Origin of the sequence: Streptomyces sp. NPDC008317, from assembly GCF_042955955.1 — a bacterium.
GTDB lineage: Bacteria > Actinomycetota > Actinomycetes > Streptomycetales > Streptomycetaceae > Actinacidiphila.
This window is the reverse complement of sequence record NZ_JBIBFQ010000003.1, coordinates 540,653-565,751: the sequence shown is the minus strand read 5'-3', so window position 1 is coordinate 565,751 and position 25,099 is coordinate 540,653. Positions and strand designations below refer to the sequence as shown.

The following is a 25,099-nucleotide window of genomic DNA, read 5'->3' as shown; positions in this document are numbered from 1 at the left end:
GAATCAGTGCTCCTCTGCGGTGCTCTCTTCGAGCCAGCCCATCGTGGCCTGCACGGCCTTGAGCCAGCTCTTGTACTCGCGGTCCCGTTGGGCCGCGTCCATGCGCGGGGTCCACTCGGCGGCGCGCCGCCAGTTGGCCCGCAGTGCCTCGGTGTCGGGCCAGAAGCCGACCGCGAGACCGGCCGCGTAGGCCGCGCCCAGGCAGGTGGTCTCGGCGACCATCGGGCGCACCACGGGCGCGTCCAGGAAGTCGGCCAGGGTCTGCATGAGCAGGTTGTTGGAGGTCATGCCGCCGTCGACCTTGAGGGCGGCCAGTTCGACGCCGGAGTCCTTGGTCATGGCGTCGGCGATCTCCCGCGTCTGCCAGGCCGTCGCCTCCAGCACGGCGCGCGCGATGTGCGCCTTGGTGACGTAACGGGTCAGCCCGGCGATCACCCCGCGCGCGTCGTCGCGCCAGTAGGGGGCGAACAGGCCGGAGAAGGCCGGTACGAAGTATGCGCCGCCGTTGTCCTCGACGGACGAGGCCAGCGTCTCGATCTCGGCGGCGGTGCTGATCAGCCCCATCTGGTCGCGCATCCACTGCACCAGCGCGCCGGTGACGGCGATCGAGCCCTCCAGCGCGTAGACCGGAGCGTCGTCGCCGATCCGGTAGCCGACGGTGGTGATCAGGCCGTTGTAGGAGTTGACCGGGGTCTCACCGGTGTTCATCAGCATGAAGGTGCCGGTGCCGTAGGTGGACTTGGCCTCGCCCTCGGCGAAGCAGGTCTGCCCGAACAGCGCCGCCTGCTGGTCGCCGAGCGCGGAGGCCACCGGCACGCCGTCCAGCACGCCGCCGACCGTGTTGCCGTACACCTCGGCGGAGGAACGGATCTCCGGCAGTACGGCGGCGGGTACGCCGATCGATTCCAGGATCTTGTGGTCCCAGTCCAGGGTGCGCAGGTTCATCAGCAGGGTGCGGGAGGCGTTGGTGACGTCGGTGACGTGCCGGCCGCCGTCGACACCGCCGGTGAGGTTCCAGATCACCCAGGAGTCCATGGTGCCGAAGAGGATCTCGCCGCGCTCGGCGCGCTCGCGCAGGCCCTCGACGTTGTCCAGCAGCCAGCGGATCTTGGGTCCGGCGAAGTACGAGGCGAGCGGCAGGCCGGTCTCGCGGCGGAAGCGGTCCTGGCCGACGTTGCGGCCCAGTTCGCGGCAGAGCACGTCGGTGCGGGTGTCCTGCCAGACCAGCGCGTTGTGCACCGGCTCACCGGTGTTCTTGTCCCACAGCAGGGTGGTCTCGCGCTGGTTGGTGATGCCGATCGCCTTGACGTCGGCGGCGCTGAAGCCCTCGTTGTCCTGGGCGGCCTTGGCGATGGCGCCCTCGACCACCTCCTGGACATTGGTCCAGATCTCGGCGGCGTCGTGCTCCACCCAGCCCGGCTTGGGGAAGATCTGCTCGTGTTCCTTCTGGTCGACGGCGACGATCCGGCCGTCCCGGTCGAAGACGATGCAGCGGCTCGACGTGGTGCCCTGGTCGATCGCGGCGATGAACGGGCCGGTGCCGTGCGAGTGGGTGCCGGCGGCGGCGGTGGTGTCGGTCACGTGGTGCTCCTCGGGATCTGCGCGGGGGAAGTGGCTGCGGGGGAGTGGGCGTGGCGGTCTCGCGGCGGCCCTACGTGAAGGCGAGCTTGTACAGGCCGCCGGCTATCGCGGCGCCGGCCAGCGGGCCCAGCACCGGGATCCACGCGTAGCTCCAGTCCGAGCCGCCCTTGTTGGGCAGCGGCAGAAGGCTGTGCACGATACGCGGGCCGAGGTCGCGGAACGGGTTGATCGCGTACCCGGTGGGGCCGCCGAGCGACAGGCCGATACCGACGACGAGGAGCGCGGTGAGCAGGATGCCGGTGCCGTTGAGCGCGAGTCCGGTCGTCATGCCCTGGGTGAGGATGAAGAGCACCAGGACGGCGGTGCCGATGACCTCGGTGAGGAGGTTCTGCACCGGGTTCCGTATCTCGGGTCCGGTGGAGAAGACGCCGAGCACGGGTCCCGCGGGCTGCCCCTTGCGGTCGGTCTCCGGGCCCTCGGGGGAGGTCGTGCCCGCGCCGACGATCTCGGGGTCGGTCAAGTGCGCCTGGAACTGGCCCAGGTAGGCCACCCACACCAGGAAGGCGCCGATCATCGCGCCGAGCAACTGCCCCATCAGGTAGAAGGGCACGGTGTGCCACACACCGGTCTTGATCGCCACGCCGAGGGTGACCGCCGGGTTGAGCTGGCCGCCCGAGTAGCCGTTGGCGATGTAGGCGCCGCCGAGCACCGCGAATCCCCAGCCGAAGGAGATGGCGACCCAGCCCGCTCCCCGGGCCTTCGACTTCTTGAGCGTGACGGCGGCGCAGACGCCGCCACCGAGCAGGATGAGCACGGCGGTGCCGAAGGTCTCGCCGATGAAGATATGGCCGTTGGACACAGCGACTCCTTTGTCCAAGTGTCTTTACGTCAGGGCACGGGCGACCCGAATCGCGTCCGGCGTTCGACAATGTCGACCGTACAGCGAATATTTTCTCTCCGGGAGCGGCAGGTCAAGAGGAGTGGACGGTGAACCGCGGAAGAAGGCCGCGCGGGCGCGTCGTCGGGGGCCGGATACGGGCGGGTCGGATCAGAAGCGGGCGGCGCCCAGATCGCGGGAGACGGCGCGGGCGCAGTCCCGTACCGCCGCCACCAGCCGGGCCTGGATGCCGCCCTCGTCGCAGACCCGTTCCACGGCGCCGGTGATGCCCACCGCGCCCACCGGCATCCGCCGCCGGTCGTAGACGGGCGCCGCGACCGAGGCCACGCCCTCCCATGTCTCCTCCAGGTCGGCGGCCCAGCCGCGCGCCCTGGTGAGGTCCAGCAGCGCCTCGAAGTCGGTGATGTCGGTGACGGTGCGCGCGGTGAGCGTCGCCCGCTCGTGCTCGGTCACCTCGTTGTGCGCCACCGGGTCGAAGGCGGACAGCACCTTGCCGAGCGCGGTGCTGTGCAGCGGGTGCATCGCGCCCACCTCCAGCGCCTGGCGGCTGTCGTCCGGCCGGAAGACGTGGTGCACGATCAGCACGCCGTCCTGGTGCAGCACCCCGAGATACGCCGCCTCGCCGCTGGACCTGGCCAGGTCGTCGGTCCACACCAGCGCGCGGGCCCGCAATTCGTGCACGTCCAGATAGCTGTTGCCCAGCCGCAGCAGCTCCGCGCCGAGCTGGTACTTGCCGGAGACCGGCTCCTGTTCGACGAAGCCCTCCTGCTGGAGGGTGCGCAGGATGCCGTGCGCGGTGCCCTTGGCCAGGCCGAGCGACGAGGCCACGTCGGTGAGTCCCAGTCGGCGCTCACCGCCGGCCAGCAGCCGCAAAATCGCCGCCGCGCGTTCCAGCGACTGGATGGGACCTGGCATCGGCGGCACTCCAAGCAGAGGGGGTGTCATGATCAGCGGTCGACAATGTCGACCGCCATCATCTCAGAGATGATTCTGGCACCACGGTCCGCCCATCGGAATGCCTTCGAGCCCGGACGGTGCGGCCCGCTAGGCTGGCCGGGTGCGCGTCCCGCCGCCCTCCGATCCGTCGGCCCCGACGGGGAACGCATAGCCGACAGCCGTCGCATCCCAGGGAGCACGTTCCATGGCCTCGCTTTCTCCGTCGTCCCCTACGTCTGGTACGTCCGGTTCCTCCCCATCGGGGACGAACGCGGCACCGACGCGTACGTCCCCGACCGCGTCGCCGATGGACGCACCCCGCGCCGCCGCCCTCCGCGAGGCGCTCGCCTCCCGCGTGGTCGTCGCCGACGGCGCCATGGGCACCATGCTCCAGGCGCAGGAGCCGACGCTCGACGACTTCCAGCAGCTCGAAGGCTGCAACGAGATCCTGAACATCACCCGCCCCGACATCGTGCGCTCGGTCCACGAGGCGTACTTCTCGGTCGGCGTGGACTGCGTCGAGACCAACACCTTCGGCGCCAACCACTCCGCGCTCGGCGAGTACGACATCCCCGAGCGGATCCACGAACTGTCGCAGGCCGGCGCCCGCCTGGCCCGCGAGGTCGCCGACGGCTTCGCCGCAGACGGCCGCCCGCGCTGGGTGCTCGGCTCGATGGGCCCCGGCACCAAGCTGCCGACGCTCGGCCACGCCCCGTACGGCGTACTGCGCGACGGCTACGAGGCCAACGCGGCGGGGCTGATCGCCGGCGGCGCCGACGCGCTGATCATCGAGACCACCCAGGACCTGCTCCAGACCAAGGCGGCCGTGATCGCGGCCCACCGCGCGATGGCGTCGGCCGGGGTGAGCCTGCCGCTGATCTGTTCGGTGACCGTGGAGACCACCGGCACCATGCTGCTCGGCTCGGAGATCGGCGCGGCGCTCACCGCGCTCGAACCCCTCGGCATCGACATGATCGGCCTCAACTGCGCGACCGGACCGGCCGAGATGAGCGAGCACCTGCGCTATCTCGCCCGGCACTCGCGTATCCCGCTGTCCGCCATGCCCAACGCGGGCCTGCCGGTGCTCACCAAGGACGGCGCGCACTACCCGCTCACGGCCTCAGAACTGGCCGACGCGCACGAGACGTTCGCCCGCGAGTGCGGCCTGTCCCTGGTCGGCGGCTGCTGCGGCACCACGCCCGAGCACCTGCGGCAGCTCGTGGAGCGGGTCGGCGGCCAGGACCTGCACCCGCGCAGGCCGCGCCCCGAGGCGGGCGCCGCCTCCCTCTACCAGACGGTCCCCTTCCGCCAGGACAGCTCGTACCTGGCGATCGGCGAGCGCACCAACGCCAACGGCTCCCGCAAGTTCCGCGACGCGATGCTGGAGGGCCGCTGGGAGGACTGCGTGGAGATGGCCCGCGACCAGATCCGCGAGGGCGCCCACCTGCTCGACCTGTGCGTGGACTACGTGGGCCGGGACGGCGTCGCCGACATGGCCGAGGTCGCCGGGCGCTTCGCCACCGCCTCCACCCTGCCGATCGTGCTCGACTCCACCGAGGTGGACGTTCTGCGGGCGGGACTGGAGAAGCTGGGCGGCCGGGCGGTGCTCAACTCCGTCAACTACGAGGACGGCGACGGCCCCGAGTCCCGGTTCGCCAAGGTGACCGCGCTCGCCCAGGAGCACGGCGCCGCGCTGATCGCGCTCACCATCGACGAGGAGGGCCAGGCCCGTACCGTCGAGAAGAAGGTCGGGATCGCCGAGCGGCTGATCGACGACCTGACCGGCAACTACGGCATCAACGAGTCGGACATCCTGATCGACTGTCTGACCTTCACCATCTGTACCGGCCAGGAGGAGTCCCGCAAGGACGGCGTCGCCACCGTCGAGGCGATCCGCGAGCTGAAGCGCCGCCACCCCGACGTGCAGACCACCCTCGGCCTGTCGAACATCTCCTTCGGCCTCAACCCGGCCGCGCGCGTGGTGCTCAACTCGGTCTTCCTCGACGAGTGCGTCAAGGCGGGCCTGGACTCGGCGATCGTGCACGCCTCCAAGATCCTGCCGATCGCCCGCATCCCCGAGGAGCAGCGCGAGGTCGCGCTCGACCTGATCCACGACCGGCGGCGCGAGGGCTACGACCCGCTGCAACGCCTGATGGAGCTGTTCGACGGCGTCGACAACAAGTCGCTGAAGGCCAGCCGCGCCGAGGAACTGCTGGCGCTGCCGCTGGACGAGCGGCTCCAGCGCCGGATCATCGACGGCGAGAAGAACGGCCTGTCCGCCGACCTGGACGAGGCGCTGGCCGAGCGGCCCGCCCTGGACATCGTCAACGAGACGCTGCTCGCGGGCATGAAGGTGGTCGGCGAGCTGTTCGGCTCGGGCCAGATGCAGCTTCCGTTCGTGCTCCAGTCCGCCGAGGTGATGAAGACCGCGGTGGCGTATCTGGAGCCGCACATGGAGAAGTCGGACGACGAGGGCAAGGGCACCATCGTGCTGGCCACCGTGCGCGGCGACGTCCACGACATCGGCAAGAACCTGGTCGACATCATCTTGTCCAACAACGGCTACAACGTCGTCAACCTCGGCATCAAGCAGCCGGTCTCGGCGATCCTGGACGCCGCGCAGGAGCACCGCGCCGATGTGATCGGCATGTCTGGCCTGCTGGTGAAGTCCACGGTGATCATGAAGGAGAACCTGGAAGAGCTGAACCAGCGCGGCCTGTCCGCCGACTTCCCGGTGATCCTCGGCGGCGCCGCCCTGACCCGCGCCTATGTGGAGCAGGACCTGCACGAGATCTACGAGGGCGAGGTCCGCTACGCCCGCGACGCGTTCGAGGGCCTGCGGCTGATGGACGCGCTGATCGGCGTCAAGCGCGGCGTGCCGGGCGCGGCGCTGCCGGAGCTGAAGCAGCGCCGGGTGCCCAAGCGCGAACAGCCGGAGCCGGACGGACCGGACAAGGCGGTCAACCTCGGCCAGATCCGCTCCGACGTCGCGGTCGACAACCCCGTCCCCACCCCGCCGTTCTGGGGCAGCCGGGTCGTCAAGGGCATCCAGCTCGCCGACTACGCGTCCTGGCTGGACGAGGGCGCCCTGTTCAAGGGCCAGTGGGGCCTGAAGCAGGCCCGCTCGACCGGTCCGACGTACGAGGAGCTGGTGGAGTCCGAGGGCCGGCCCCGGCTGCGCGGGCTGCTGACCAGGATGCAGTCGGAGGGCCTGCTGGAGGCCGCCGTGACCTACGGCTACTTCCCGTGCGTGTCCAAGGGCGACGACCTGATCGTGCTGCGCGAGGACGGCACCGAGCGGACCCGCTTCACCTTCCCCCGCCAGCGCAGGGGGCGGCAGCTCTGCCTCGCGGACTTCTTCCGGCCCGAGGAGTCCGGAGAGACCGACGTGGTGGGCTTCCAGGTCGTCACCGTCGGCAACCGGGTCTCCGAGGCGGCCAACGAGCTGTTCGCGACCGACTCCTACCGGGACTACCTGGAGCTGCACGGCCTGTCCGTGCAGCTCGCGGAGGCACTCGCGGAGTACTGGCACGCGCGGGTCCGCTCGGAGCTGGGCTTCGCCGGTGAGGACCCGGACGAGGTCGAGGACATGTTCGCGCTGAAGTACCGCGGCGCGCGCTTCTCGCTGGGCTACGGGGCCTGCCCCGACCTGGAGGACCGGGCGAAGATCGCGGACCTGCTGGAGCCGGGCAGGATCGGCGTGGAGCTGTCGGAGGAGTTCCAGCTGCACCCCGAGCAGTCCACCGACGCGATCATCATTCACCACCCGGAGGCCAAGTACTTCAACGCGCGTTGAGCGCGGCTCACCAGCGAGTCGTACACTTGACGGTCCGGCGCAGGCCGGTCGCCTTCCCGTCCGCGGGACGCGGCGACCGGCCTTTGTGTCCCCCGGAAACGGGACGGGCCGGCGCGACCGGCACCGGGAACCGCGCGAGCCGAGGAGTGGGGCGTATGACCAGCAGCATCCCTGTCGCCGACACCCGTATGGCGCAAGGCCCCGCCCTCCAGGCGGTGCTCCTCGACATGGACGGCACCTTGGTGGACACCGAGGGCATCTGGTGGGCGGCGGAGAGTGAGGTCTTCGCGGACCTCGGGCACGTGCTGGACGAGGCGCACCGCGAGGTGGTGATCGGCGGCCCGATGGCCCGCAGCGTGGGGCACCTGATCGCCGCCACCGGCGCGGACGCGACGCTGGCCGAGCTGATGCTGGCGGTCAACATCCGCTTCGAGAAGCTGATCGCCCGGGGCGCGCCGCTGATGCCCGGCGCCCGCAGGCTGCTCACCGAGCTGGCCGCGTACGGCGTCCCGACCGCCCTGGTGTCCGCCTCGCACCGGCGGACCATCGATGTGATGCTGCGCACGCTGGGCGCGGAGAACTTCGCCTTCACCGTCGCGGGGGACGAGGTGAGCCGCACCAAGCCGCACCCCGAGCCGTATCTGACCGCCGCCGCCCGGCTGGGCGCGGACCCGGCCGCCTGTGTGGTCGTCGAGGACACCCTGACCGGTGTGGCGTCCGCCGAGGCGGCGGGCTGCCGGGTGGTCGCGGTGCCCTCGCTGGTGCCCGTCGAGGCCGCTCCAGGGCGTACGGTCGTCGGCTCGCTCGAAGAGCTGAGCGTGCCTTTCCTGCGCGCTTTGAATGCGCGCGTTCACTGAGCGTATTTGCTGAATAGGAACCGTCCAGAGGCGTCTCACAGGTCGGAATCCGGCCCCTGGTGATCTATGTCACGCGCGGGGAGGTCGACACCGCGCTGTCCTGCCTGGATGAGATCCGCAGATCGGGACGTGCGGCGCGGCCGAATGTCCGCAATGTTCCGACCGGGGAGGGATCGTACCGCCGTCCGTTTATCGGTGCTCCGAGCCCCGTTATCGGTATGTAATTCCGCCTCAACTTCGCCGTGCTCTAGCGGAGTAGGTCCCTCCGGCTAGTGTCCCTGCTGGTCAATGCCGAATCGAACGACCGGCATTTGAGCAAGGGGATTCACTGGATGTCACGTAACAAGCGTGTCGTCGCCGCAGCCGCCGTGGCCTTCCTGGCCGTCGGTGCGTCCGCGTGTGGTGGCAAGAAGGACAACTCGTCGGCCGGTGGCGGAAAAGGCGCCGTGATCGTCGGAACCATCGACTCGGTGTCGTCACTCGACCCCGCGGGAGCGTACGACTACGGCTCCTGGGAGGTCATCGACAGCGTCTACCAGAAGGTCATGCACTTCCCGACCGGCGGCACCACGCCGGAACCGGACGCGGCCAAGTCGTGCGCCTTCACCGACCCGAAGACGTACGCCTGCACGCTCCAGCCGGGGCTGGTGTTCTCCAACGGCGACAAGCTCACCGCCGCGTCGGTGAAGTTCTCGTTCGACCGCATGGTCGGCATCGCGGCGCCCAACGGCCCGTCCAGCCTGCTCGCCAGCCTGGACAGCACCGAGGCCAAGGGCGACGACCAGGTGGTCTTCCACCTGAAGAACGCCGACTCGACCTTCCCCTCGGTGCTCGCCACCGACGCGGGCGCGATCGTCGACGAGAAGACCTTCCCGAAGGACAAGCTTCTCGACGGCTCGAAGATCATCGGCTCGGGTCCGTACACGCTGGACAAGTACACGCCCAAGCAGCAGGCGTCGTTCCTGGCCAGCAAGACCTACAAGGGCCCGGCCAAGCTCAACAACGGCCAGTTCGTGCTCCAGTACTTCTCCGAGGCGTCCGCGCTCAAGCAGGCCGTCAAGGACGGCACGGTCAACGCGGCCTTCCGCACCCTGTCGCCCACCGACACCGCGGACCTGAAGAAGACCTCCGGCATCCAGGTGCTCGACGGCACCGGCACCGAGAAGCGCTACCTGGTCTTCGACGCCAAGGTGAAGCCGTCCGACCAGAAGGCGGTCCGCCAGGCCGTCGCCCAGGTCATCGACCGCGAGGGCATCGCCAAGGACGCCTACGACGGCACCGTGGCCCCGCTCTACTCCATGGTCGGCAACGGCATCCAGGGCCACACCGAGGCCTTCAAGGACAAGTACGGCGCCCCGGACAAGGCCAAGGCCGCCGCGATACTCAAGGACGCGGGCATCACCGCCCCCGTCGACATCGCGTACGCCTGGACCCCCAGCCACTACGGCGCCGCGGCGGCCGACGAGGCCACCGCGATCAAGCGGCAACTGGAGGCCACCGGCCTGTTCAAGGTGAAGCTCAGCTCCACCGAGTGGCAGCAGTACCAGAAGGACGAGAAGTCCGACACGTACGCCTCGTACATGATCGGCTGGTTCCCCGACCTGCCGGACGCCGACAACGACGTCTCGCCGTTCCTGGGCAAGCAGCCCTTCCTCGGCACCGGCTACGACAACCCGGAGATCCAGCAGCTCCTGGTCAAGGAGCAGGGCACGGACGACGCCAAGGTGCGCGACCAGGCGTTCGCCGACATCCAGAAGATCGTCGCCGACGACGTCCCGATCATCCCGCTCTGGCAGGGCAAGCAGACCGTGGTCATCCGTGACGGCGTGACCGGCGCCGACAAGGCGCTCGACCCGACGATGTTCCGGTTCTACGAGCTCGGCTCCAAGTGACGGCCGGCCGGTCCGCGGGGGTGACGCCCCCGCGGACCGGCCGCCGCGGCTGTTCCCCAGCCCGCACCCCAGCCCGTACCTGAGCCTGTTCTGTTCCTGAAGAAAGACACACTCAGTTGAGCAACACGAGCAAGCAGTCCGGGTCGCTGCGCCGCTACGTCCTCACCAGGATCGCGCTCGCCGTGCCCATGGTCCTCATCCTGCTGGTCCTGGTCTTCGTCATGATGCGGGTGGCGCCGGGCGACCCCATCTCGGCCTCGCAGGGCGGCAAGCTGAGCGCGGCCGAACTCGCCGCCAGACGCCACGCGGCGGGCTTCGACGCCCCCATCTACCAGCAGTTCTGGGACTACCTGAAGTCCGTCGGCACCCTGAACTTCGGCACCACGTTCTCCGACCGCCGCAGCGTGCGGGACATCATCGTCGAGAACGGCGGCGCCACCCTCACCCTCACCGCGGGCGCCCTGGTCTTCGCCGCCGTCATCGGCATCCCCGTCGGCCTGCTCGCCGGCCGCTACCGGGACCGCGCGGTCGACGTCACCAGCCGGCTCTTCAGCACCGTCAGCTACGCCGCGCCCGTCTTCGTCACCGCGCCGCTGCTGATGCTCGCCTTCGGCTCCACCTCCGGCCAGGCCTCCCCGCTGGTGCAGCTCAACGTGCCCACCCAGACGCACATCCTCATCGTGGACGCGGTGCTGGCCGGCGACTGGGACGCGGTCGGCGACATCACCCAGCACCTGATCCTGCCGTCGGTCTGCCTCGGCCTGCTCGTGGTCGGCGTCTTCATCCGGATGATCAGGATCAACCTCATCCAGTCGCTCCAGGGCGACTACATCGAGGCCGCCCGCGCCCGCGGCGTCAAGGAACGCCACGTCGTGGCGCGGCACGGCTTCCGCAACGCCCTGGTGCCGGTGATCACGGTCCTCGGCCTCCAGGTCGCCATGCTGCTCGGCGGCGCGGTGCTCACCGAACAGATCTTCAACTGGCCCGGCATCGGCCGCCAGTTGATCGACTACATCAACCAGCGCGACTACGTCGCCGTCCAGGGCATCGTCACCGTCTTCGCCCTGGTCGTCGTCGTGATCAGCATGCTGATCGACTTCGTGAACGCGCTGATCGACCCGAGGGTGCGGTACTGATGGCCCAGACAACCCCCATACCCCCCGGCCCGGCCACCGAGGCCCCGCAGGCACAGCTGCCCGCCCCCAGGTCGACCCGCTTCGGCGGCCTGCGGCGGATCTGGGCGGCGATCCGCGAGGCCCGCGGCGTACCGCGGTTCATGCTCTGGACCGGCGCCCTGATCTCCGCGCTCTTCGTGATCATGGCCGTCTTCGGCCCGCTGATCGCGCCGTACGACTTCGACACCTACCAGACCGGCGGAACCCGCTTCCCCAAGCAGGGCGCGCCCGACGGCGACCACTGGTTCGGCACCACCGTGCAGAGCCTCGACGTGCTCTCGCGCACCATCTACGGCGCCCGCACCGCGCTGGAGGTGATGGTGCTCGCCGTGGTGTTCTCGCTGATCATCGGCGTCCTGCTGGGCCTGCTCTCCGGCTACTTCGGCGGCTGGCTCGACCGCATCCTGGTGCTCGTGATGGACGCGCTCTTCGCGTTCCCCTACCTGCTGCTGGCGATCGTCGCCGGATTCGTCTTCGCCGGGATCGCGGGCGGCAGCATCATCACCGCCGCCCTGTCGATCACCGTGGTCTACATCCCGCAGTACTTCCGGGTGGTCCGCGCCTCCGCGCTCTCCGCCCGCGAGGCGACCTTCGTCGAGGCCGCCCGCGCGATGGGCGCCAAACCGTCCGTCGTCATCCGCAAGTACCTCTTCGGCAACGTCATCCAGTCGGTGCCCGTCATCACCACGATGAACGCCGCCGACGCCATCGCCACGCTGGCCGGCCTCGGCTTCCTGGGCCTGGGCATCCAGCCCACCGACGCCGCCGAGTGGGGCTACGACCTCTCCCGCGCCATCGACGACGTCAACGCGGGCATGTGGTGGACCTGCCTCTACCCGGGCCTGGCCATGGTCATCGCGATCCTCGGCTTCACCCTGCTCGGCGAGGGACTCAACGACGTCCTCAACCCGACCATGCGCCGCCGCCGGATCTCCAAGGTGCTGCTCCCGCCGCACACCCGCCGCCGCACCGTCATCACCCCCGAAGGGACGGCCGCCAAGTGACCACCGTGACCGAACCCGTCCCCGCCGGGCCCGCACCCGCCGGACCCGTCCTGTCCGTACGCGACCTGCGCGTCTGGTACGGCACCGACCGCGGCCCGGTCCGCGCCGTGGACGGCGTCAGCTTCGACGTACGCCCCGGCGAGACCCTCGGCCTGGTCGGCGAGTCCGGCTGCGGCAAGTCCACCCTCGGCCGCGGCGTCCTCGGCCTCACCCCGGCCGCCGCCGCGGTCGACGGCGAGGTCGTGCTGAACAGCGAGGGCGGCGCGGGCCGCAACCTCACCGAACTGTCCGACCGCGAGATCCAGAAGCTGCGCGGCCCGGAACTCGGCCTGATCTTCCAGGAGCCGATGACCCGGCTCAACCCCCTCATGCGGATCTCCCAGCACTTCGAGGAGGCCCTGCGCACCCACCACAAGGACCTCCCCAAGCGCGAGGTGAAGGCGCGCGCCCTGGAGGCGCTGCGCGGCATGGGCATCCCCGAGAGCCGCTACGAGAACTACCCGCACGAGTTCTCCGGCGGCATGCGGCAGCGCATCATGATCGCGCTCGCGCTGGTGCTGCGGCCCGCGTTCATCGTCGCCGACGAGCCCACCACGGCCCTCGACGTCCTGGTCGAGGCGCAGATCATCAAGATCCTCGCCGACCTCAGGAAGAACTTCGACACCTCACTGGTGCTGATCACGCACAATCTCGGTATCGTCGCCGAAGCGTGCGACCGGGTCGCGGTGATGTACGCCGGCCACATCGTCGAACAGGGCGATGCCCGCGCGGTGTTCGCCGACCCGCAGCACCCGTACACCAAGGAACTGCTCCGCTCGACCATCTCCCTGTCCACCACGGGACTGCACTACATCCCCGGCAGTCCGCCGGATCTGGTGCGACCGCCGGAAGGCTGCCGGTTCCATCCGCGCTGCCCGGTGGCGATGGCGGGATGCGCGACGGCGGAGCCGCCCGAGGTGACGCTGCCCTCCGGCGTGCGCAGCGCCTGCTGGCACCAGGCCATCGAGGCCGATCCCTCGCTGGCCGACGAGTTGGGAACGGGCGGGCGCGAGCCGCTCGCCGCGGTGAAGGAGATCAGCGTTGCTGACGAAGCCTGATGTGATGCCCTCCTCCGGCGCCGCCGGGGACGGCGCGGAGGCGCTCGTCGAGGTCGACGACCTCGAAGTCCACTTCGGCCTGCGCGGCAGCCTGCTGGGACGCTTCGGCGGCCGGGCGGCCGGCGCGGTCAAGGCCGTCGACGGCGTGAGCCTCACCCTGCACAAGGGCGAGGTGCTCGGCCTGGTCGGCGAGTCCGGCTCGGGCAAGACCACCCTCGGCCGCACCCTGATCGGCCTGAACAAGGCCACCGGCGGCTCCATCCGCTACCGCGGCCAGGAGATCGGCGACCTCGGCGAACGCGCGCTGCGCCCCCTGCGCCGCAAGCTCCAGATGGTCTTCCAGGACCCGCACGCCTCCCTCAACCCGGCGATGGACATCCGCACCGCCGTCGGCCACCCGCTGCGCATCCACCGACTCGTCGACAGCGAGCAGGAGTACGACGCCAGGGTCACCGACGCGCTGGAGCGCGTCGGCCTCACCCCGCCCGAGCGCTACCTCTCCAAGTTCCCCGCCGACCTGTCCGGCGGCCAGAAGCAGCGCGCCGTACTGGCCCGCGCGATCATCGCCGAGCCGGAACTGCTGGTCGCCGACGAACCCATCTCGATGCTCGACATGAGCGTCCGCGCCAAGATCCTCCAGCTCATGCTGGACCTCAAGCGCGACCTGGACCTCACGTACGTCTACGTCACCCACGACCTGGCGAGCGCGAAGTTCTTCTGTGACACCATCGCCATCATGTATCTCGGCCGGATAGTCGAGTACGGCCCGACCGCACAGGTCTTCGCCGACCCGCAGCACCCCTACACCAAGGCCCTGCTCGCGGCCATCCCGGAGCCCGACCCTCGGCTGGCCGTGGAGCGCGAACTGCCGCGCGGCGAGATCCCGGACGCCGCCGCACCGCCCCTGGGCTGCGCCTTTCACCCGCGCTGCCCGGTCGCGGTCGCCGAGTGCGGCTGGGAGGCCCGCGACCTGCGCGCCCTGCTGGAACGCCGTTGGCTGGAGCTGCCCCCGCAGGACAGCACCGCGGAGAAGGCGCTGTTCGCGGACCTCGATTCACTGTCCGCTCCAGGGCTCGGCCACGTATCGATCGCCCCCGGAAGAAGCCACACGGCCGAGGATGTGCTGGAATACCTCCGGCGTCTGCGCGAGGAAGCATCGGCGGCCGAACCGCGTGAGCCCTTCTGGCGCGGAGTGGTCACGATGCGTGCCGAAAGCGGCCGGGTCGTGGTGGAGTTCGCCCCGCCACGCGATCCGCGCCTCAACCTGATTCCGAAGACCGGCGTGCAAGTCGCCTGCCACCTGCACCAGCACGCCGCGAGCGCCCAGGGAACATGAGCGGGAACAAGAGGAGAACGACGACGATGAACCGCAAGCTTCTGGTGCTGCCCGCCCTGCTGGGCGTCATGACACCCCTGATCGCTGGGTGCGGCGGTACCGGCGGGGGGAGCGGCGACAGCGGCAAAGCCATCGTCGTCGGCACCACGGACAGTATCGAGCTGACCAAGGACAACCCGGCCCCCCTCGACCCGGCGACCTCCTACGACAGCGCGACCTGGAACATCTTCTACAACACGTTCCAGATGCTGCTCACCTACCCGCGCGGCAGCACCACCCCGACCCCGGACGCGGCGAAGGAGTGCCACTACAACGACACGTCCGGGCTGACGTACACCTGCACGATGCGCGACGGCCAGAAGTTCTCCAACGGCCACGACCTCACGGCGGAGGACGTCAAGTTCTCCATCGAGCGCATGCAGAAGATCAACTACAAGGTCGGCCCGGCGTCCCTCATATCGGACGTGAAGTCCGTCGAGGCGCCCGACTCCAAGACCGTGATCTTCCACCTGAAGGCCGCCGACGCCACCTTCCCGGCCAAGCTCGCCACCCCGGCCGCCGCGATCGTCGACAGCCGGGTCTACGAGATGGACAAGCCGTACACCGGCTTCAAGCTGGTCGGCTCGGGACCGTACACACTGGACTCCTTCGTCCAGGCCAAGCAGGGCGTGTTCTCCAAGAACTCGCACTACGGCGGCATCCTCAAGCTCAACAACAGCAAGGTCGACCTGAAGCTGTTCGCCGACTCCAAGAAGATGGAGGCGGCGCTCAAGGCCGGCAGCATCGACGTGATGTCGCGCACGCTGAACCCGGACCAGATCAACAACCTGCTCCAGAGCACCGACCCGAACGTGAAGCTGACCGAGGCCCCCGGCGGCGAGGCGCGCTACCTGTTCCTCAACACCGACTCGCCGAACCTCAAGGACGTCGCGGTCCGGCAGGCCATGGCATGGGTCCTGGACCGCCAGGCGATCACCCGTGACGTCTACAAGCGCACCGCCGAGCCGCTGTACTCGGTCGTGCCGCAGGGCATCACCGGTCACATCAACTCGTTCTTCAACAAGTACCAGGTGCCGAGCGTCAGCAACGCCAAGTCGCTGCTGCACCACGCGGGCATCGACGACAAGGTCGAGCTGACCATCAACTACCGCCGTGACACCGGCGGCACGATGAACCAGCCGGAGGCCGAGGAGATCGCCCGGCAGCTCAACGCCAGCGGCCTGTTCACCGTCACGGCCAAGAGCGAGCAGTGGAACGCCTTCCTGTCCAAGGCGTCCTCCCGCGCCTACCAGATCTTCGCGATCAGTTGGCTCCCGGACTTCCCGGACCCCGACAACTACATCGCGCCGTTCTTCGACAAGGACAACTTCCTGAACCTGCCGTACAAGAACAAGCAGATCCAGGACCAGATCCTGCCCGCCACCCGCAAGCAGGCCGAACGCAGCACCGCCAGCGCCGACTTCGCGACCGCGCAGAACCTCATCGCGCAGGACGTGCCGATGCTGCCGCTGTGGCAGGGCAAGCAGTACATCGCGTCGCGCCCCGACATCACCGGTGTCGAGTGGGCGCTCAACTCCTCGACCACCACGCAGTTCTGGGAGCTGGGCCGCGGCGTCTCCGGCTGACCCGGAGACCGGCCGTCCGGTGACGGCGCGACGACGAAAGCGGCCGGCCGCGGTCCCGAACCTCAGGGACCGCGGCCGGCCGCTTCGCGCGTGTCGTGCGCCCGCGGGCGGCGTCAGCCCGCGCCGGGGCGCACCAGCCCGCTCTCGTACGCGTAGACCGCCGCCTGGACGCGGTCGCGCAGCGCCAGCTTGGTCAGCACATGGCCGACATGGGTCTTGACGGTCGTCTCGCTGACGAACAGCTCGGCGGCGATCTCCGCGTTCGACAACCCGCGGGCCACCAGCTTCAGCACCTCGACCTCGCGCTCGGTCAGCGAGTGCAGCGGCTGCGGCACCGCGTCCTCACCGGACGGCAGCCGGCCCGCGTACTTGTCCAGCAGCCGCCGCGTGATGCTCGGCGCGAGCATCGCCTCACCGGCCGCGACCACCCGGATCGCCTGCACCAGCTCGGCGGCGGGCGCGTCCTTGAGCAGAAAGCCGCTGGCCCCCGCCCGCAGCGCCTCCACCACGTACTCGTCGAGGTCGAAGGTGGTCAGCACCAGCACCTTGGCCGGGCCCGACCGGTCGGGCCCGGTGATCTGCCGGGTCGCCTCCACCCCGTCCATCCGGGGCATCCGGATGTCCATCAGGACCACATCGGGCTGCAACGCCCGCACCTGGTCCAGGGCCTGCTGGCCGTCCCCGGCCTCGCCGACCACGACGAGATCGCCCTCGGCCTCCAGGATCATCCGGAATCCGGTACGCAACAGGGGCTGATCGTCCACCAGCAGGACGCGAATAGCCACGGGTTCTCCTTCGCCTTCGCTAGATCGGGCCATTCTCGCCCACGACAGGCAGCGCACCCGCTATTTCCGCCAGGGGATAGGGCGGGGGAGTCCCCCCGAACTCGGGACAGAACGCCTGGTGGTCGCACCAGCCGCACAGCGGCGTACGGCGCGGGCGCCAGTCCCCGCTGGCCGTCGCCTCCCTGATCGCCTCCCACAGGGCCTGCAACTTGCGCTCGGTGGCCCGCAGATCGCCCTCGGTCGGGTCGTACGTCAGCACGTCCCCGCTGCCCAGGTAGACGAGCTGGAGGCGGCGCGGCACCACACCGCGCAGCCGCCACAGCACCAGCGCGTAGAACTTCATCTGGAACAGCGGCTCGTCCGCGTACTCCGGGCGCGGCGCCTTGCCCGTCTTGTAATCCACCACCCGCAGGTCGCCGCTGGCCGGTGCCACGTCCAGCCGGTCCACGTATCCGCGCAGCGTCAGCCCGGACTCCAGCACCGTCTCCACGTACAGCTCGCGCTCGGCGGGCTCCAGACGCGTCGGGTCCTCCAGGGTGAACCAGCGGTCCACCAGCCGCTCGGCGCTCTCCAGCCACTGCGCCAGCGCCCCCGCGTCCACCGCGTCGTCCGCCGCCCGGAACAGCGACGCCAGCTCGGGGCGGGCCGCCAGCAGCTTCCGCCACTCGCCCGGCACCATCGCCCGGGCCCGCTCGGCCGTACGCTCGGCGGCAGGGGCGTCGAAGAGCCGTTCGAGCACGGCGTGCACCACGGTGCCCCGGGTGGCGGCCTCGCTCGGCTGCTCGGGCAGCCGGTCGATCACCCGCAGCCGGTACAGCAGCGGGCAGCGCATGAAGTCCGCCGCGCGCGACGGGGACAGCGACGACGGAGGTCGCGGCGGGATGCTCTCGGTGCTGGTGCCCATGGCAGACGACCCTACGGCCTGCCACCGACAGTGCGGGTGTCCCGCCCGGAACAGCGGGGCAATAGCATGGCTGCGGAGCCCGTCGTCCCGCATGATCGACTCAGGGTCCGTATCCGAACGAGGGGAACCAGTGAGCGAGAGCGGCCGGCCGCCGTCCAAGAACACCAACATCCCGGGCCGGGACGGCGGCAGCGACAAGCCGCCGCGCGAGCCCGGAGGCGGCATCCTCATGGGCCGCTTCTACGGTGTCCCGATCTACGTCGCCCCGAGCTGGTTCCTGGTCGCCGCCCTGATCACCTGGGTCTTCGGCGGCCAGCTGGAAACCGTGCTGCCCGAGCTGGGCCGCATCCGCTACCTGGTCTCGCTCTTCTTCGCGGTCGCCTTCTACGCCTCCGTGCTCATCCACGAACTGGCCCACACCGTCGCCGCGCTCCGCTTCCGGCTCCCCGTACGGCGGATCCAGCTCCAGTTCTTCGGCGGCGTCTCCGAGATCGAGAAGGAGTCGGAGACACCAGGCCGCGAATTCGTGCTCGCCTTCGTCGGCCCGCTGCTCTCGCTGGTCCTGGCCGGGGTCTTCTTCGGCGGCATGCAGTTCGTGGAGTCCGGCACCGTCCCCGGAGTGCTGCTCGCCGGACTCATGGTCAGCAATCTGATCGTGGCCATCTTCAACTTCCTGCCCGGCCTGCCGCTGGACGGCGGCCGGATGCTGCGCGCCGTGGTCTGGAAGATCAGCGGCAAGCCGATGACCGGCACCGTCGCCGCCGCCTGGGTCGGCCGGGGCCTGGCCATCGCCGTACTGATCGGCCTGCCCCTGCTGTCGTACGCGGGCGGCCTGCGCAACAACGGCGACGGCAGCGGCGCGGACTCGCTCACCGACGCCCTGCTCGCCGCGATCCTGGCCGCCATCATCTGGACCGGCGCGGGCAACAGCCTGCGCATGGCCAGGCTGCGCGAGCGGCTGCCGGGACTGCGTGCCCGCACCCTCACCCGCAGGGCCGTGCCCGTCGCCTCCGACACCCCGCTGTCCGAGGCGCTGCGCCGGGCCAACGAGGCGGGGGCGCGCGCCCTGGTCGTCGTGGACGGCGCGGGAGCCGCGACCGCGCTGGTCCGCGAGTCCGCGATCGTCAACATCCCCGAGCACCGCCGCCCCTGGGTCGCCGTCAGCGGCCTCGCCCAGGACCTCACCCCCGGCATGCGCGTCTCGGCCGAGCTGTCGGGCGAGGAGCTGCTCGACGCCCTGCGGGCCGCCCCCTCCACGGAGTACCTGGTGGTCGAGCCCACCGGCGAGATCTACGGCGTCCTGTCCACCGTGGACGTCGAACGCGCCTTCCTCTCGGCGATGTCCCGGCCCGACGCGTGAACAGGCGGCCGTAAAACAGCCGGTAGGGTGGTCTTATGTCCGAACCGACCGGTGCCGCCCGCCGACGCGGGCCCTTCAAAGTCGGGGACCAGGTCCAGCTCACCGACCCCAAGGGACGCCACTACACCTTCACGCTCGAAGCCGGAAAGCAGTTCCACACCCACAAGGGCGCTTTCCCGCACGACGAGCTGATCGGTGCTCCCGAGGGCAGTGTTGTCCGAACCACGGGAAACGTCGCCTACCTCGCGCTGCGCCCCCTGCTCCCCGACTACGTCCTGTCCATGCCCCGCGGCGCCGCCGTGGTCTACCCCAAGGACGCGGGGCAGATCCTGGCGATGGCCGACATCTTCGCCGGCGCCCGGGTCGTCGAGGCGGGCGTGGGCTCCGGCTCGCTGAGCAGCTTCCTGCTGCGGGCGGTCGGCGACCACGGCATGCTGCACAGCTACGAGCGCCGCGCCGACTTCGCCGAGATCGCCACCCAGAACGTGGAGCGCTACTTCGGCGGCCCGCACCCCGCCTGGCAGCTCACCGTCGGCGACCTCCAGGACCACCTCTCGGACACCGACGTGGACCGGGTCATCCTGGACATGCTGGCGCCCTGGGAGTGCCTGGAGCCGGTCGCCAAGGCCCTGGTCCCCGGCGGCATCCTGTGCGCGTACGTGGCCACCACCACGCAGCTCGCCCGTACCGTGGAGGCCATCCGCGAGCACGGCACCTTCAACGAGCCCGCGGCCTGGGAGACCATGGTCCGCACCTGGCACGTCGAGGGACTGGCCGTCCGCCCCGACCACCGGATGATCGGACACACCGGCTTCCTGCTCACCGCCCGCCGCCTCGCGGACGGCGTGGAGCCCCCGCTGCGCCGCCGCAGGCCCGCCAAGGGCGCCTACGGCGAGGACTACACCGGACCCGGCAGCGCGAGCGGCGGCTCCGCCCCGGCCGACGCCGCCTCGTAGCGCCACCCGGTCAACAGCGCCGTTTCGGCCAACTTCACCCGGCCGCCGCCGGTTTGCCCTCCGATGGGCACCGGCGGCGGCTTTTTCGCGGTCCGATTCTCCGGGTCCGTGCGCCTTTCCCCGAACCGCACGCGCGGTACCACGGGCAACTGCCGCCCCGCCGTTCCCCCCTGGTGTGACGTATGGCACCATGCTGGCCACCCCCGCCGTTCGACCCCAGGAGACAGGCGAGTGCAGCCGTCCGCAGGCCCGGCCCTCCCGCACACCCGCACCCGCACGGTGCACTGGATCACCACGGCCGCCGCGCTCGGCGCCATCGTGGCCGCGGGGGCCCTCGTACAGCCCGCGGACGCCTCATCGGGCGGCGCCGAGGCGCCCGCCACCCCGGTGGCCGCGCCGGACCCCCAGGCGGTCACGTACCCGCTGGATTGCGCCGGCGCCCCGGTGGAGGTCCTGAACCACGTGTCCGGCGACCTGGACGGCGACGGGCGGCCCGAGACGGTCGTCGTGGTGCGCTGCCGGGCCGACACCGGCACCCCGCCCAGCGGCGTCTTCGTCCTCGCCGCGCCCGCCACCGCGGGTGGGCGTCCGACGATCGCCGAGACCCTGGTCAGGCCCGCCGACAAGCGGTCCGTCACCGGTTTCCGGCTCCAGGGCCGGACCGTACGGGCCACCGTGCTCGGCTATTCGAGCGACACCACGCCGCGCTGCTGCCCCGACCTGAAGCGGGACTACTCCTGGGAGTGGCGCGACGGCCGCTACGTGGCGCTGCCCGGCCCGGCGAACAACAGCATCTGACCGCGGGCGGCCTCCGGCCGCACGGGCCCGGCGCCCGCCCCCGGCCGCCCGTCCGGCTCAGTCGGCGTCCGGGCCGTACACCTCGACCCGGTCCGCCGCGCGCCGCACGTGAATGCAGTCGCCCGGGCACTCCTTGGCCGAGTCCACCACATCCCGCAACAGCGGCAGCGGTACGGGTACGGTGGCACCAGGTGTCTGGAGCAGCTCGGCTTCCTCACCCTCCGGAGCCGGACCCTTCACATAGGCCAGCCCGTCGATGTCCAGCTCGAAAATCTCGGGCGCGTACTGCACGCAGATCCCGTCACCGGTGCAGAGGTCCTGGTCGATCCAGACCTCGAGTGCTTCGGCCGTCTCGTTGCCCACGGAAACCCTCGCCTGCCGTTCGTCGTTCAGGAAGCATCGGAAACTCATCAGCAACACCATCAGGAAGCAACAGCCTTCGCAGGGTGTTGACCGGATCGACGATACAACCGGCGGCTTTCCGATGGTGATCGGCGGGTCTTGGTGGGTATCTCACTGGCGGAGGGACGTACGCAAGGGTGAAGATCGGACACACCGCGATCGTCTTTTTGATCTAGGGGTTTACACCCCTACCGGCCCAGGTAGGGTCTGGAAACGTCCAGCTCCCCTTGGAGGAGGTGAGGACCGTGGCGGCCCACGACGACGACTACAACCGTGGCGGCCGACCCGCTCGTGGTTCGGAAGACCCCATGAGCCAGGTCGCCTTTCTTGAGCAGGAGATCGCCGTCCTGCGACGCAAGCTCGCCGATTCTCCGCGGCACACGAGGATTCTCGAGGAGCGGATCGTCGAGCTGCAGACCAACCTGGCAGGTGTGTCCGCGCAGAACGAACGGCTGGCGAACACCCTCCGGGAGGCCCGCGACCAGATCGTGGCCCTCAAGGAGGAAGTCGACCGGCTCGCGCAGCCACCTGCCGGCTTCGGCGTATTCCTTCAGGCCAATGACGACGGCACGGCCGACATCTTCACCGGCGGGCGCAAGCTCCGGGTGAACGTCAGCCCGGCCGTCGACCTCGAAGACCTCAGGCGCGGACAGGAGCTGATGCTCAACGAAGCGCTCAATGTGGTCGAGGCGATGGAGTTCGAGCGCGTCGGCGACATCGTCACCCTCAAGGAGGTCCTGGAGGACGGCGAGCGCGCCCTGGTGATCGGACACACCGACGAGGAGCGGGTGGTACGGCTCGCCGAACCTCTCCTCGACGGCGCCCTGCGGACCGGCGACGCCCTGCTGCTGGAACCGCGCTCCGGCTATGTCTACGAACGGGTCCCCAAGAGCGAGGTCGAAGAGCTCGTCCTCGAAGAGGTGCCCGACATCGACTACCGCCAGATCGGCGGACTCGGCGGCCAGATCGAGCAGATCCGCGACGCGGTGGAGCTGCCCTACCTGCACGCCGAACTCTTCAAGGAGTACGAACTGCGCCCGCCCAAGGGCGTGCTGCTCTACGGCCCTCCCGGCTGCGGAAAGACCCTCATCGCGAAGGCGGTCGCCAACTCGCTGGCGAAGAAGGTCGCCGAGGTCACCGGGCAGCCGCAGGGCAAGAGCTACTTCCTCAACATCAAGGGTCCCGAGCTGCTGAACAAGTACGTCGGCGAGACCGAGCGGCAGATCCGCCTGGTCTTCCAGCGTGCGCGGGAGAAGGCGAGCGAGGGCACCCCCGTCATCGTCTTCTTCGACGAGATGGAATCCCTCTTCCGCACCCGCGGATCCGGTGTCAGCTCGGACGTGGAGAACACCATCGTCCCGCAGCTCCTCGCCGAGATCGACGGTGTGGAGGGCCTGGAGAACGTCATCGTCATCGGCGCGTCCAACCGTGAGGACATGATCGACCCCGCGATCCTGCGGCCCGGCCGCCTGGACGTGAAGATCAAGATCGAGCGTCCCGACGCCGAAGCGGCCAAGGACATCTTCTCGAAGTACCTGGTCGACACCCTGCCGCTGCACACCGAGGACCTCTCGGAGCACGGCGGATCCAAGGCGGGCACCGTGGACGCCATGATCCAGTCGGTGGTCGAGCGGATGTACTCCGAGACGGAGGAGAACCGCTTCCTGGAGGTCACCTACGCCAACGGGGACAAGGAAGTCCTCTACTTCAAGGACTTCAACTCCGGAGCGATGATCCAGAACATCGTCGACCGGGCCAAGAAGATGGCGATCAAGGACTTCCTCGACCACGACCAGCGCGGCCTGCGCGTCTCCCACCTGCTCGCCGCCTGTGTGGACGAGTTCAAGGAGAACGAGGACCTGCCCAATACCACCAACCCCGACGACTGGGCCCGTATCTCCGGCAAGAAGGGCGAGCGGATCGTCTTCATCCGCACCCTGGTGACCGGAAAGCAGGGCGCGGACACCGGACGCTCCATCGACACCGTGGCGAACACGGGACAGTATCTGTAAGCACTACCCTCCGGCTGCGGGTCCCCACAGCGGGTACCCGCAGCCGGTGTGTTTCCGGCTCAGCACGGGCCGGAGCCGGGCAAGGAGGGCCGCATGACCGTACGGCGAGTAATGGGCATCGAGACGGAGTACGGCATCTCGGTCCCCGGCCACCCCAACGCCAATGCCATGCTCACCTCGTCCCAGATCGTCAACGCCTACGCGGCGGCGATGCACCGGGCCAGGCGGGCCCGCTGGGATTTCGAGGAGGAGAACCCGCTGCGGGACGCCCGGGGCTTCGACCTCGCCCGGGACTCGGCCGACTCCACGCAGCTCACCGACGAGGACATCGGCCTGGCCAATGTGATCCTCACCAATGGCGCGCGGCTGTACGTCGACCACGCGCACCCCGAGTACTCCTCGCCCGAGATCACCAATCCGCGGGACGCGGTGCTGTGGGACAAGGCGGGGGAGCGCATCATGGCCGAGGCGGCGCTGCGGGCGGCGCAGCTCCCCGGCGCGCAGCCGATCCACCTCTACAAGAACAACACCGACAACAAGGGCGCGTCCTACGGCACGCACGAGAACTACCTGATGAAGCGGGAGACCCCGTTCTCGGACATCGTGCGGCACCTGACGCCCTTCTTCGTCTCCCGCCAGGTCGTGACCGGCGCGGGCCGGGTCGGCATCGGCCAGGACGGCCGTGAGGACGGCTTCCAGATCAGCCAGCGCGCCGACTACTTCGAGGTCGAGGTGGGCCTGGAGACCACCCTCAAGCGCCCGATCATCAACACCCGCGACGAACCGCACTCCGACGCCGAGAAGTACCGCAGGCTCCATGTGATCATCGGCGACGCGAACCTCTCCGAGATCTCGACCTACCTCAAGCTGGGCACCACCGCGCTGGTGCTCTCCATGATCGAGGACTCCTTCATCAAGGTGGACCTGGCCGTCGACCAGCCGGTCCGCACCCTGCACGAGGTCTCCCACGACCCCGCGCTGCGACAACTCGTCACGCTGCGTAATGGCCGGACGCTGACCGCGGTACAGCTCCAGATGGAGTATTTCGAGCTGGCCCGCAAATACGTCGAGGAGCGCTACGGCGTCGACGCGGACCCGCAGACCCGCGATGTGCTGGCCCGCTGGGAGGACGTGCTCAACCGGCTGGAGAACGACCCGATGAGCCTGTCGGGCGAGCTGGACTGGATCGCCAAGCGCGAGCTGCTGGAGGGCTACCGGCGCCGCGACAACCTGGGCTGGGACGCCGCGAGGCTGCACCTGGTCGACCTCCAGTACGCCGACGTACGCCCCGACAAGGGCCTCTACAACCGGCTGGTGGAGCGCGGCCGCATGCGGCGGCTGCTGGACGAGCCCGATGTCGTCAGGGCCGCCACCAAGCCGCCCGAGGACACCAGGGCGTACTTCCGCGGGCGCTGTCTCGAACAGTACGCGGACGACGTCGCCGCCGCCTCCTGGGACTCGGTGATCTTCGATCTGCCCGGCCGGGACTCGCTCCAGCGGGTTCCCACGCTGGAGCCGCTGCGGGGCACCCGCAAGCACGTGAAGGAGCTCCTGGACCGCTGTCGCACGGCGGAGGACCTGGTACGGATCCTTTCCGGCGGCTGATCCGCGGCTGAAACGGTCCAGAACCGGGAAACAACCCAGTGGCACTCGTACGTTGACGTAATCGAGCGCTGATGTCGGGC

General features: G+C 69.7%; 19 protein-coding genes. 13 read left to right on the top strand and 6 right to left on the bottom strand.

The window, feature by feature from the left end; translation table 11 throughout:
- Positions 1 to 3: 3 nt before the first annotated feature.
- The 3 genes from glpK to ACFY9V_RS12130 all read right to left on the bottom strand — a co-directional run bounded on the left by glpK (position 4) and on the right by ACFY9V_RS12130 (position 3,394).
- Complete coding sequence (gene glpK / locus ACFY9V_RS12140) at positions 4 to 1,581, bottom strand: glycerol kinase GlpK (protein WP_391161065.1); 1,578 nt, start codon at positions 1,579 to 1,581, stop codon at positions 4 to 6.
- A gap of 70 nt (positions 1,582 to 1,651) precedes the next feature.
- Positions 1,652 to 2,440 (bottom strand): aquaporin, encoded by a 789-nt coding sequence (locus ACFY9V_RS12135; protein WP_391161063.1) that lies wholly within the window; start codon positions 2,438 to 2,440, stop codon positions 1,652 to 1,654.
- Between the two features lie 189 nt (positions 2,441 to 2,629).
- The gene (locus tag ACFY9V_RS12130) at positions 2,630 to 3,394 is read right to left on the bottom strand and encodes an IclR family transcriptional regulator (protein WP_355333031.1); all 765 of its coding nucleotides are present in this window, start codon (positions 3,392 to 3,394) and stop codon (positions 2,630 to 2,632) included.
- Between the two features lie 328 nt (positions 3,395 to 3,722).
- Here ACFY9V_RS12130 and metH point away from each other — a divergent pair, with 328 nt between their 5' ends.
- The 8 genes from metH to ACFY9V_RS12090 all read left to right on the top strand — a co-directional run bounded on the left by metH (position 3,723) and on the right by ACFY9V_RS12090 (position 16,197).
- Positions 3,723 to 7,211 (top strand): methionine synthase, encoded by a 3,489-nt coding sequence (gene metH, locus ACFY9V_RS12125; RefSeq protein WP_391161061.1) that lies wholly within the window; start codon positions 3,723 to 3,725, stop codon positions 7,209 to 7,211.
- 155 nt (positions 7,212 to 7,366) lie between these two features.
- The gene (locus ACFY9V_RS12120) at positions 7,367 to 8,068 is read left to right on the top strand and encodes an HAD-IA family hydrolase (protein ID WP_391129323.1); all 702 of its coding nucleotides are present in this window, start codon (positions 7,367 to 7,369) and stop codon (positions 8,066 to 8,068) included.
- Positions 8,069 to 8,400: 332 nt separating this feature from the next.
- Positions 8,401 to 9,960 carry an ABC transporter substrate-binding protein gene (locus ACFY9V_RS12115; RefSeq protein WP_355333024.1) on the top strand — a complete coding sequence of 520 codons (1,560 nt, stop codon included), beginning with the start codon at positions 8,401 to 8,403 and terminating at the stop codon, positions 9,958 to 9,960.
- Between the two features lie 116 nt (positions 9,961 to 10,076).
- The gene (locus tag ACFY9V_RS12110; RefSeq protein ID WP_355333022.1) at positions 10,077 to 11,096 is read left to right on the top strand and encodes an ABC transporter permease; all 1,020 of its coding nucleotides are present in this window, start codon (positions 10,077 to 10,079) and stop codon (positions 11,094 to 11,096) included.
- On the top strand, positions 11,096 to 12,139 hold the full coding sequence (locus ACFY9V_RS12105; RefSeq protein WP_391161058.1) for an ABC transporter permease subunit: 1,044 nt from the start codon (positions 11,096 to 11,098) through the stop codon (positions 12,137 to 12,139). Before ACFY9V_RS12110 ends, ACFY9V_RS12105 begins: the two co-directional genes overlap by 1 nt.
- On the top strand, positions 12,136 to 13,236 hold the full coding sequence (locus tag ACFY9V_RS12100) for an ABC transporter ATP-binding protein (RefSeq protein ID WP_355333017.1): 1,101 nt from the start codon (positions 12,136 to 12,138) through the stop codon (positions 13,234 to 13,236). Before ACFY9V_RS12105 ends, ACFY9V_RS12100 begins: the two co-directional genes overlap by 4 nt.
- Positions 13,220 to 14,572, top strand: coding sequence for an oligopeptide/dipeptide ABC transporter ATP-binding protein (locus tag ACFY9V_RS12095; RefSeq protein WP_391161055.1), 1,353 nt, complete (start codon positions 13,220 to 13,222; stop codon positions 14,570 to 14,572). The genes ACFY9V_RS12100 and ACFY9V_RS12095 overlap by 17 nt, the downstream gene beginning before the upstream one ends.
- A gap of 26 nt (positions 14,573 to 14,598) precedes the next feature.
- Entirely contained in the window at positions 14,599 to 16,197 is a 1,599-nt protein-coding gene (locus tag ACFY9V_RS12090; protein WP_355333012.1) for an ABC transporter substrate-binding protein, read from the top strand.
- Positions 16,198 to 16,310: 113 nt separating this feature from the next.
- Here the strand turns inward: ACFY9V_RS12090 and ACFY9V_RS12085 are convergent, their stop codons facing one another.
- Together ACFY9V_RS12085 and ACFY9V_RS12080 are read right to left on the bottom strand one after the other, a co-directional pair.
- The gene (locus ACFY9V_RS12085) at positions 16,311 to 16,982 is read right to left on the bottom strand and encodes a response regulator (RefSeq protein ID WP_188282977.1); all 672 of its coding nucleotides are present in this window, start codon (positions 16,980 to 16,982) and stop codon (positions 16,311 to 16,313) included.
- 19 nt (positions 16,983 to 17,001) lie between these two features.
- Positions 17,002 to 17,886 (bottom strand): PD-(D/E)XK nuclease family protein, encoded by an 885-nt coding sequence (locus ACFY9V_RS12080; RefSeq protein WP_391161054.1) that lies wholly within the window; start codon positions 17,884 to 17,886, stop codon positions 17,002 to 17,004.
- Positions 17,887 to 17,977: 91 nt separating this feature from the next.
- On the opposite strand from ACFY9V_RS12080, the gene ACFY9V_RS12075 reads away from it, so the two are divergent.
- From ACFY9V_RS12075 to ACFY9V_RS12065, 3 genes are all read left to right on the top strand, one after another.
- Positions 17,978 to 19,246 carry a site-2 protease family protein gene (locus ACFY9V_RS12075; RefSeq protein WP_391161052.1) on the top strand — a complete coding sequence of 423 codons (1,269 nt, stop codon included), beginning with the start codon at positions 17,978 to 17,980 and terminating at the stop codon, positions 19,244 to 19,246.
- A gap of 35 nt (positions 19,247 to 19,281) precedes the next feature.
- Positions 19,282 to 20,202: a tRNA (adenine-N1)-methyltransferase gene (locus ACFY9V_RS12070; RefSeq protein WP_391161050.1), complete on the top strand. Its 921-nt coding sequence runs from the start codon at positions 19,282 to 19,284 to the stop codon at positions 20,200 to 20,202.
- A 231-nt stretch (positions 20,203 to 20,433) separates the two neighbouring features.
- Positions 20,434 to 21,000 carry a hypothetical protein gene (locus ACFY9V_RS12065; RefSeq protein WP_391161047.1) on the top strand — a complete coding sequence of 189 codons (567 nt, stop codon included), beginning with the start codon at positions 20,434 to 20,436 and terminating at the stop codon, positions 20,998 to 21,000.
- A gap of 57 nt (positions 21,001 to 21,057) precedes the next feature.
- Here the strand turns inward: ACFY9V_RS12065 and ACFY9V_RS12060 are convergent, their stop codons facing one another.
- Positions 21,058 to 21,411, bottom strand: a complete 354-nt coding sequence (locus ACFY9V_RS12060) for a ferredoxin (protein ID WP_355333001.1) — start codon at positions 21,409 to 21,411, stop codon at positions 21,058 to 21,060.
- 236 nt (positions 21,412 to 21,647) lie between these two features.
- Here ACFY9V_RS12060 and arc point away from each other — a divergent pair, with 236 nt between their 5' ends.
- Positions 21,648 to 23,414, top strand: coding sequence for a proteasome ATPase (arc, locus tag ACFY9V_RS12055; protein WP_355332999.1), 1,767 nt, complete (start codon positions 21,648 to 21,650; stop codon positions 23,412 to 23,414).
- A 93-nt stretch (positions 23,415 to 23,507) separates the two neighbouring features.
- Entirely contained in the window at positions 23,508 to 25,019 is a 1,512-nt protein-coding gene (gene dop / locus ACFY9V_RS12050) for a depupylase/deamidase Dop (protein WP_355332996.1), read from the top strand.
- Positions 25,020 to 25,099: the final 80 nt, after the last annotated feature.

Coding starts and splice junctions, on each gene's coding strand:
- ACFY9V_RS12130 (WP_355333031.1), bottom strand. CDS start 3,394: ATGCCAGGTCCCATCCAGTCGCTGGAACGCGCGGCGGCGATTTTGCGG.
- metH (WP_391161061.1), top strand. CDS start 3,723: ATGGACGCACCCCGCGCCGCCGCCCTCCGCGAGGCGCTCGCCTCCCGC.
- ACFY9V_RS12120 (WP_391129323.1), top strand. CDS start 7,367: ATGACCAGCAGCATCCCTGTCGCCGACACCCGTATGGCGCAAGGCCCC.
- ACFY9V_RS12115 (WP_355333024.1), top strand. CDS start 8,401: ATGTCACGTAACAAGCGTGTCGTCGCCGCAGCCGCCGTGGCCTTCCTG.
- ACFY9V_RS12105 (WP_391161058.1), top strand. CDS start 11,096: ATGGCCCAGACAACCCCCATACCCCCCGGCCCGGCCACCGAGGCCCCG.
- ACFY9V_RS12090 (WP_355333012.1), top strand. CDS start 14,599: ATGAACCGCAAGCTTCTGGTGCTGCCCGCCCTGCTGGGCGTCATGACA.
- ACFY9V_RS12080 (WP_391161054.1), bottom strand. CDS start 17,886: ATGGGCACCAGCACCGAGAGCATCCCGCCGCGACCTCCGTCGTCGCTG.
- ACFY9V_RS12075 (WP_391161052.1), top strand. CDS start 17,978: ATGATCGACTCAGGGTCCGTATCCGAACGAGGGGAACCAGTGAGCGAG.
- ACFY9V_RS12070 (WP_391161050.1), top strand. CDS start 19,282: ATGTCCGAACCGACCGGTGCCGCCCGCCGACGCGGGCCCTTCAAAGTC.
- ACFY9V_RS12060 (WP_355333001.1), bottom strand. CDS start 21,411: ATGAGTTTCCGATGCTTCCTGAACGACGAACGGCAGGCGAGGGTTTCC.
- dop (WP_355332996.1), top strand. CDS start 23,508: ATGACCGTACGGCGAGTAATGGGCATCGAGACGGAGTACGGCATCTCG.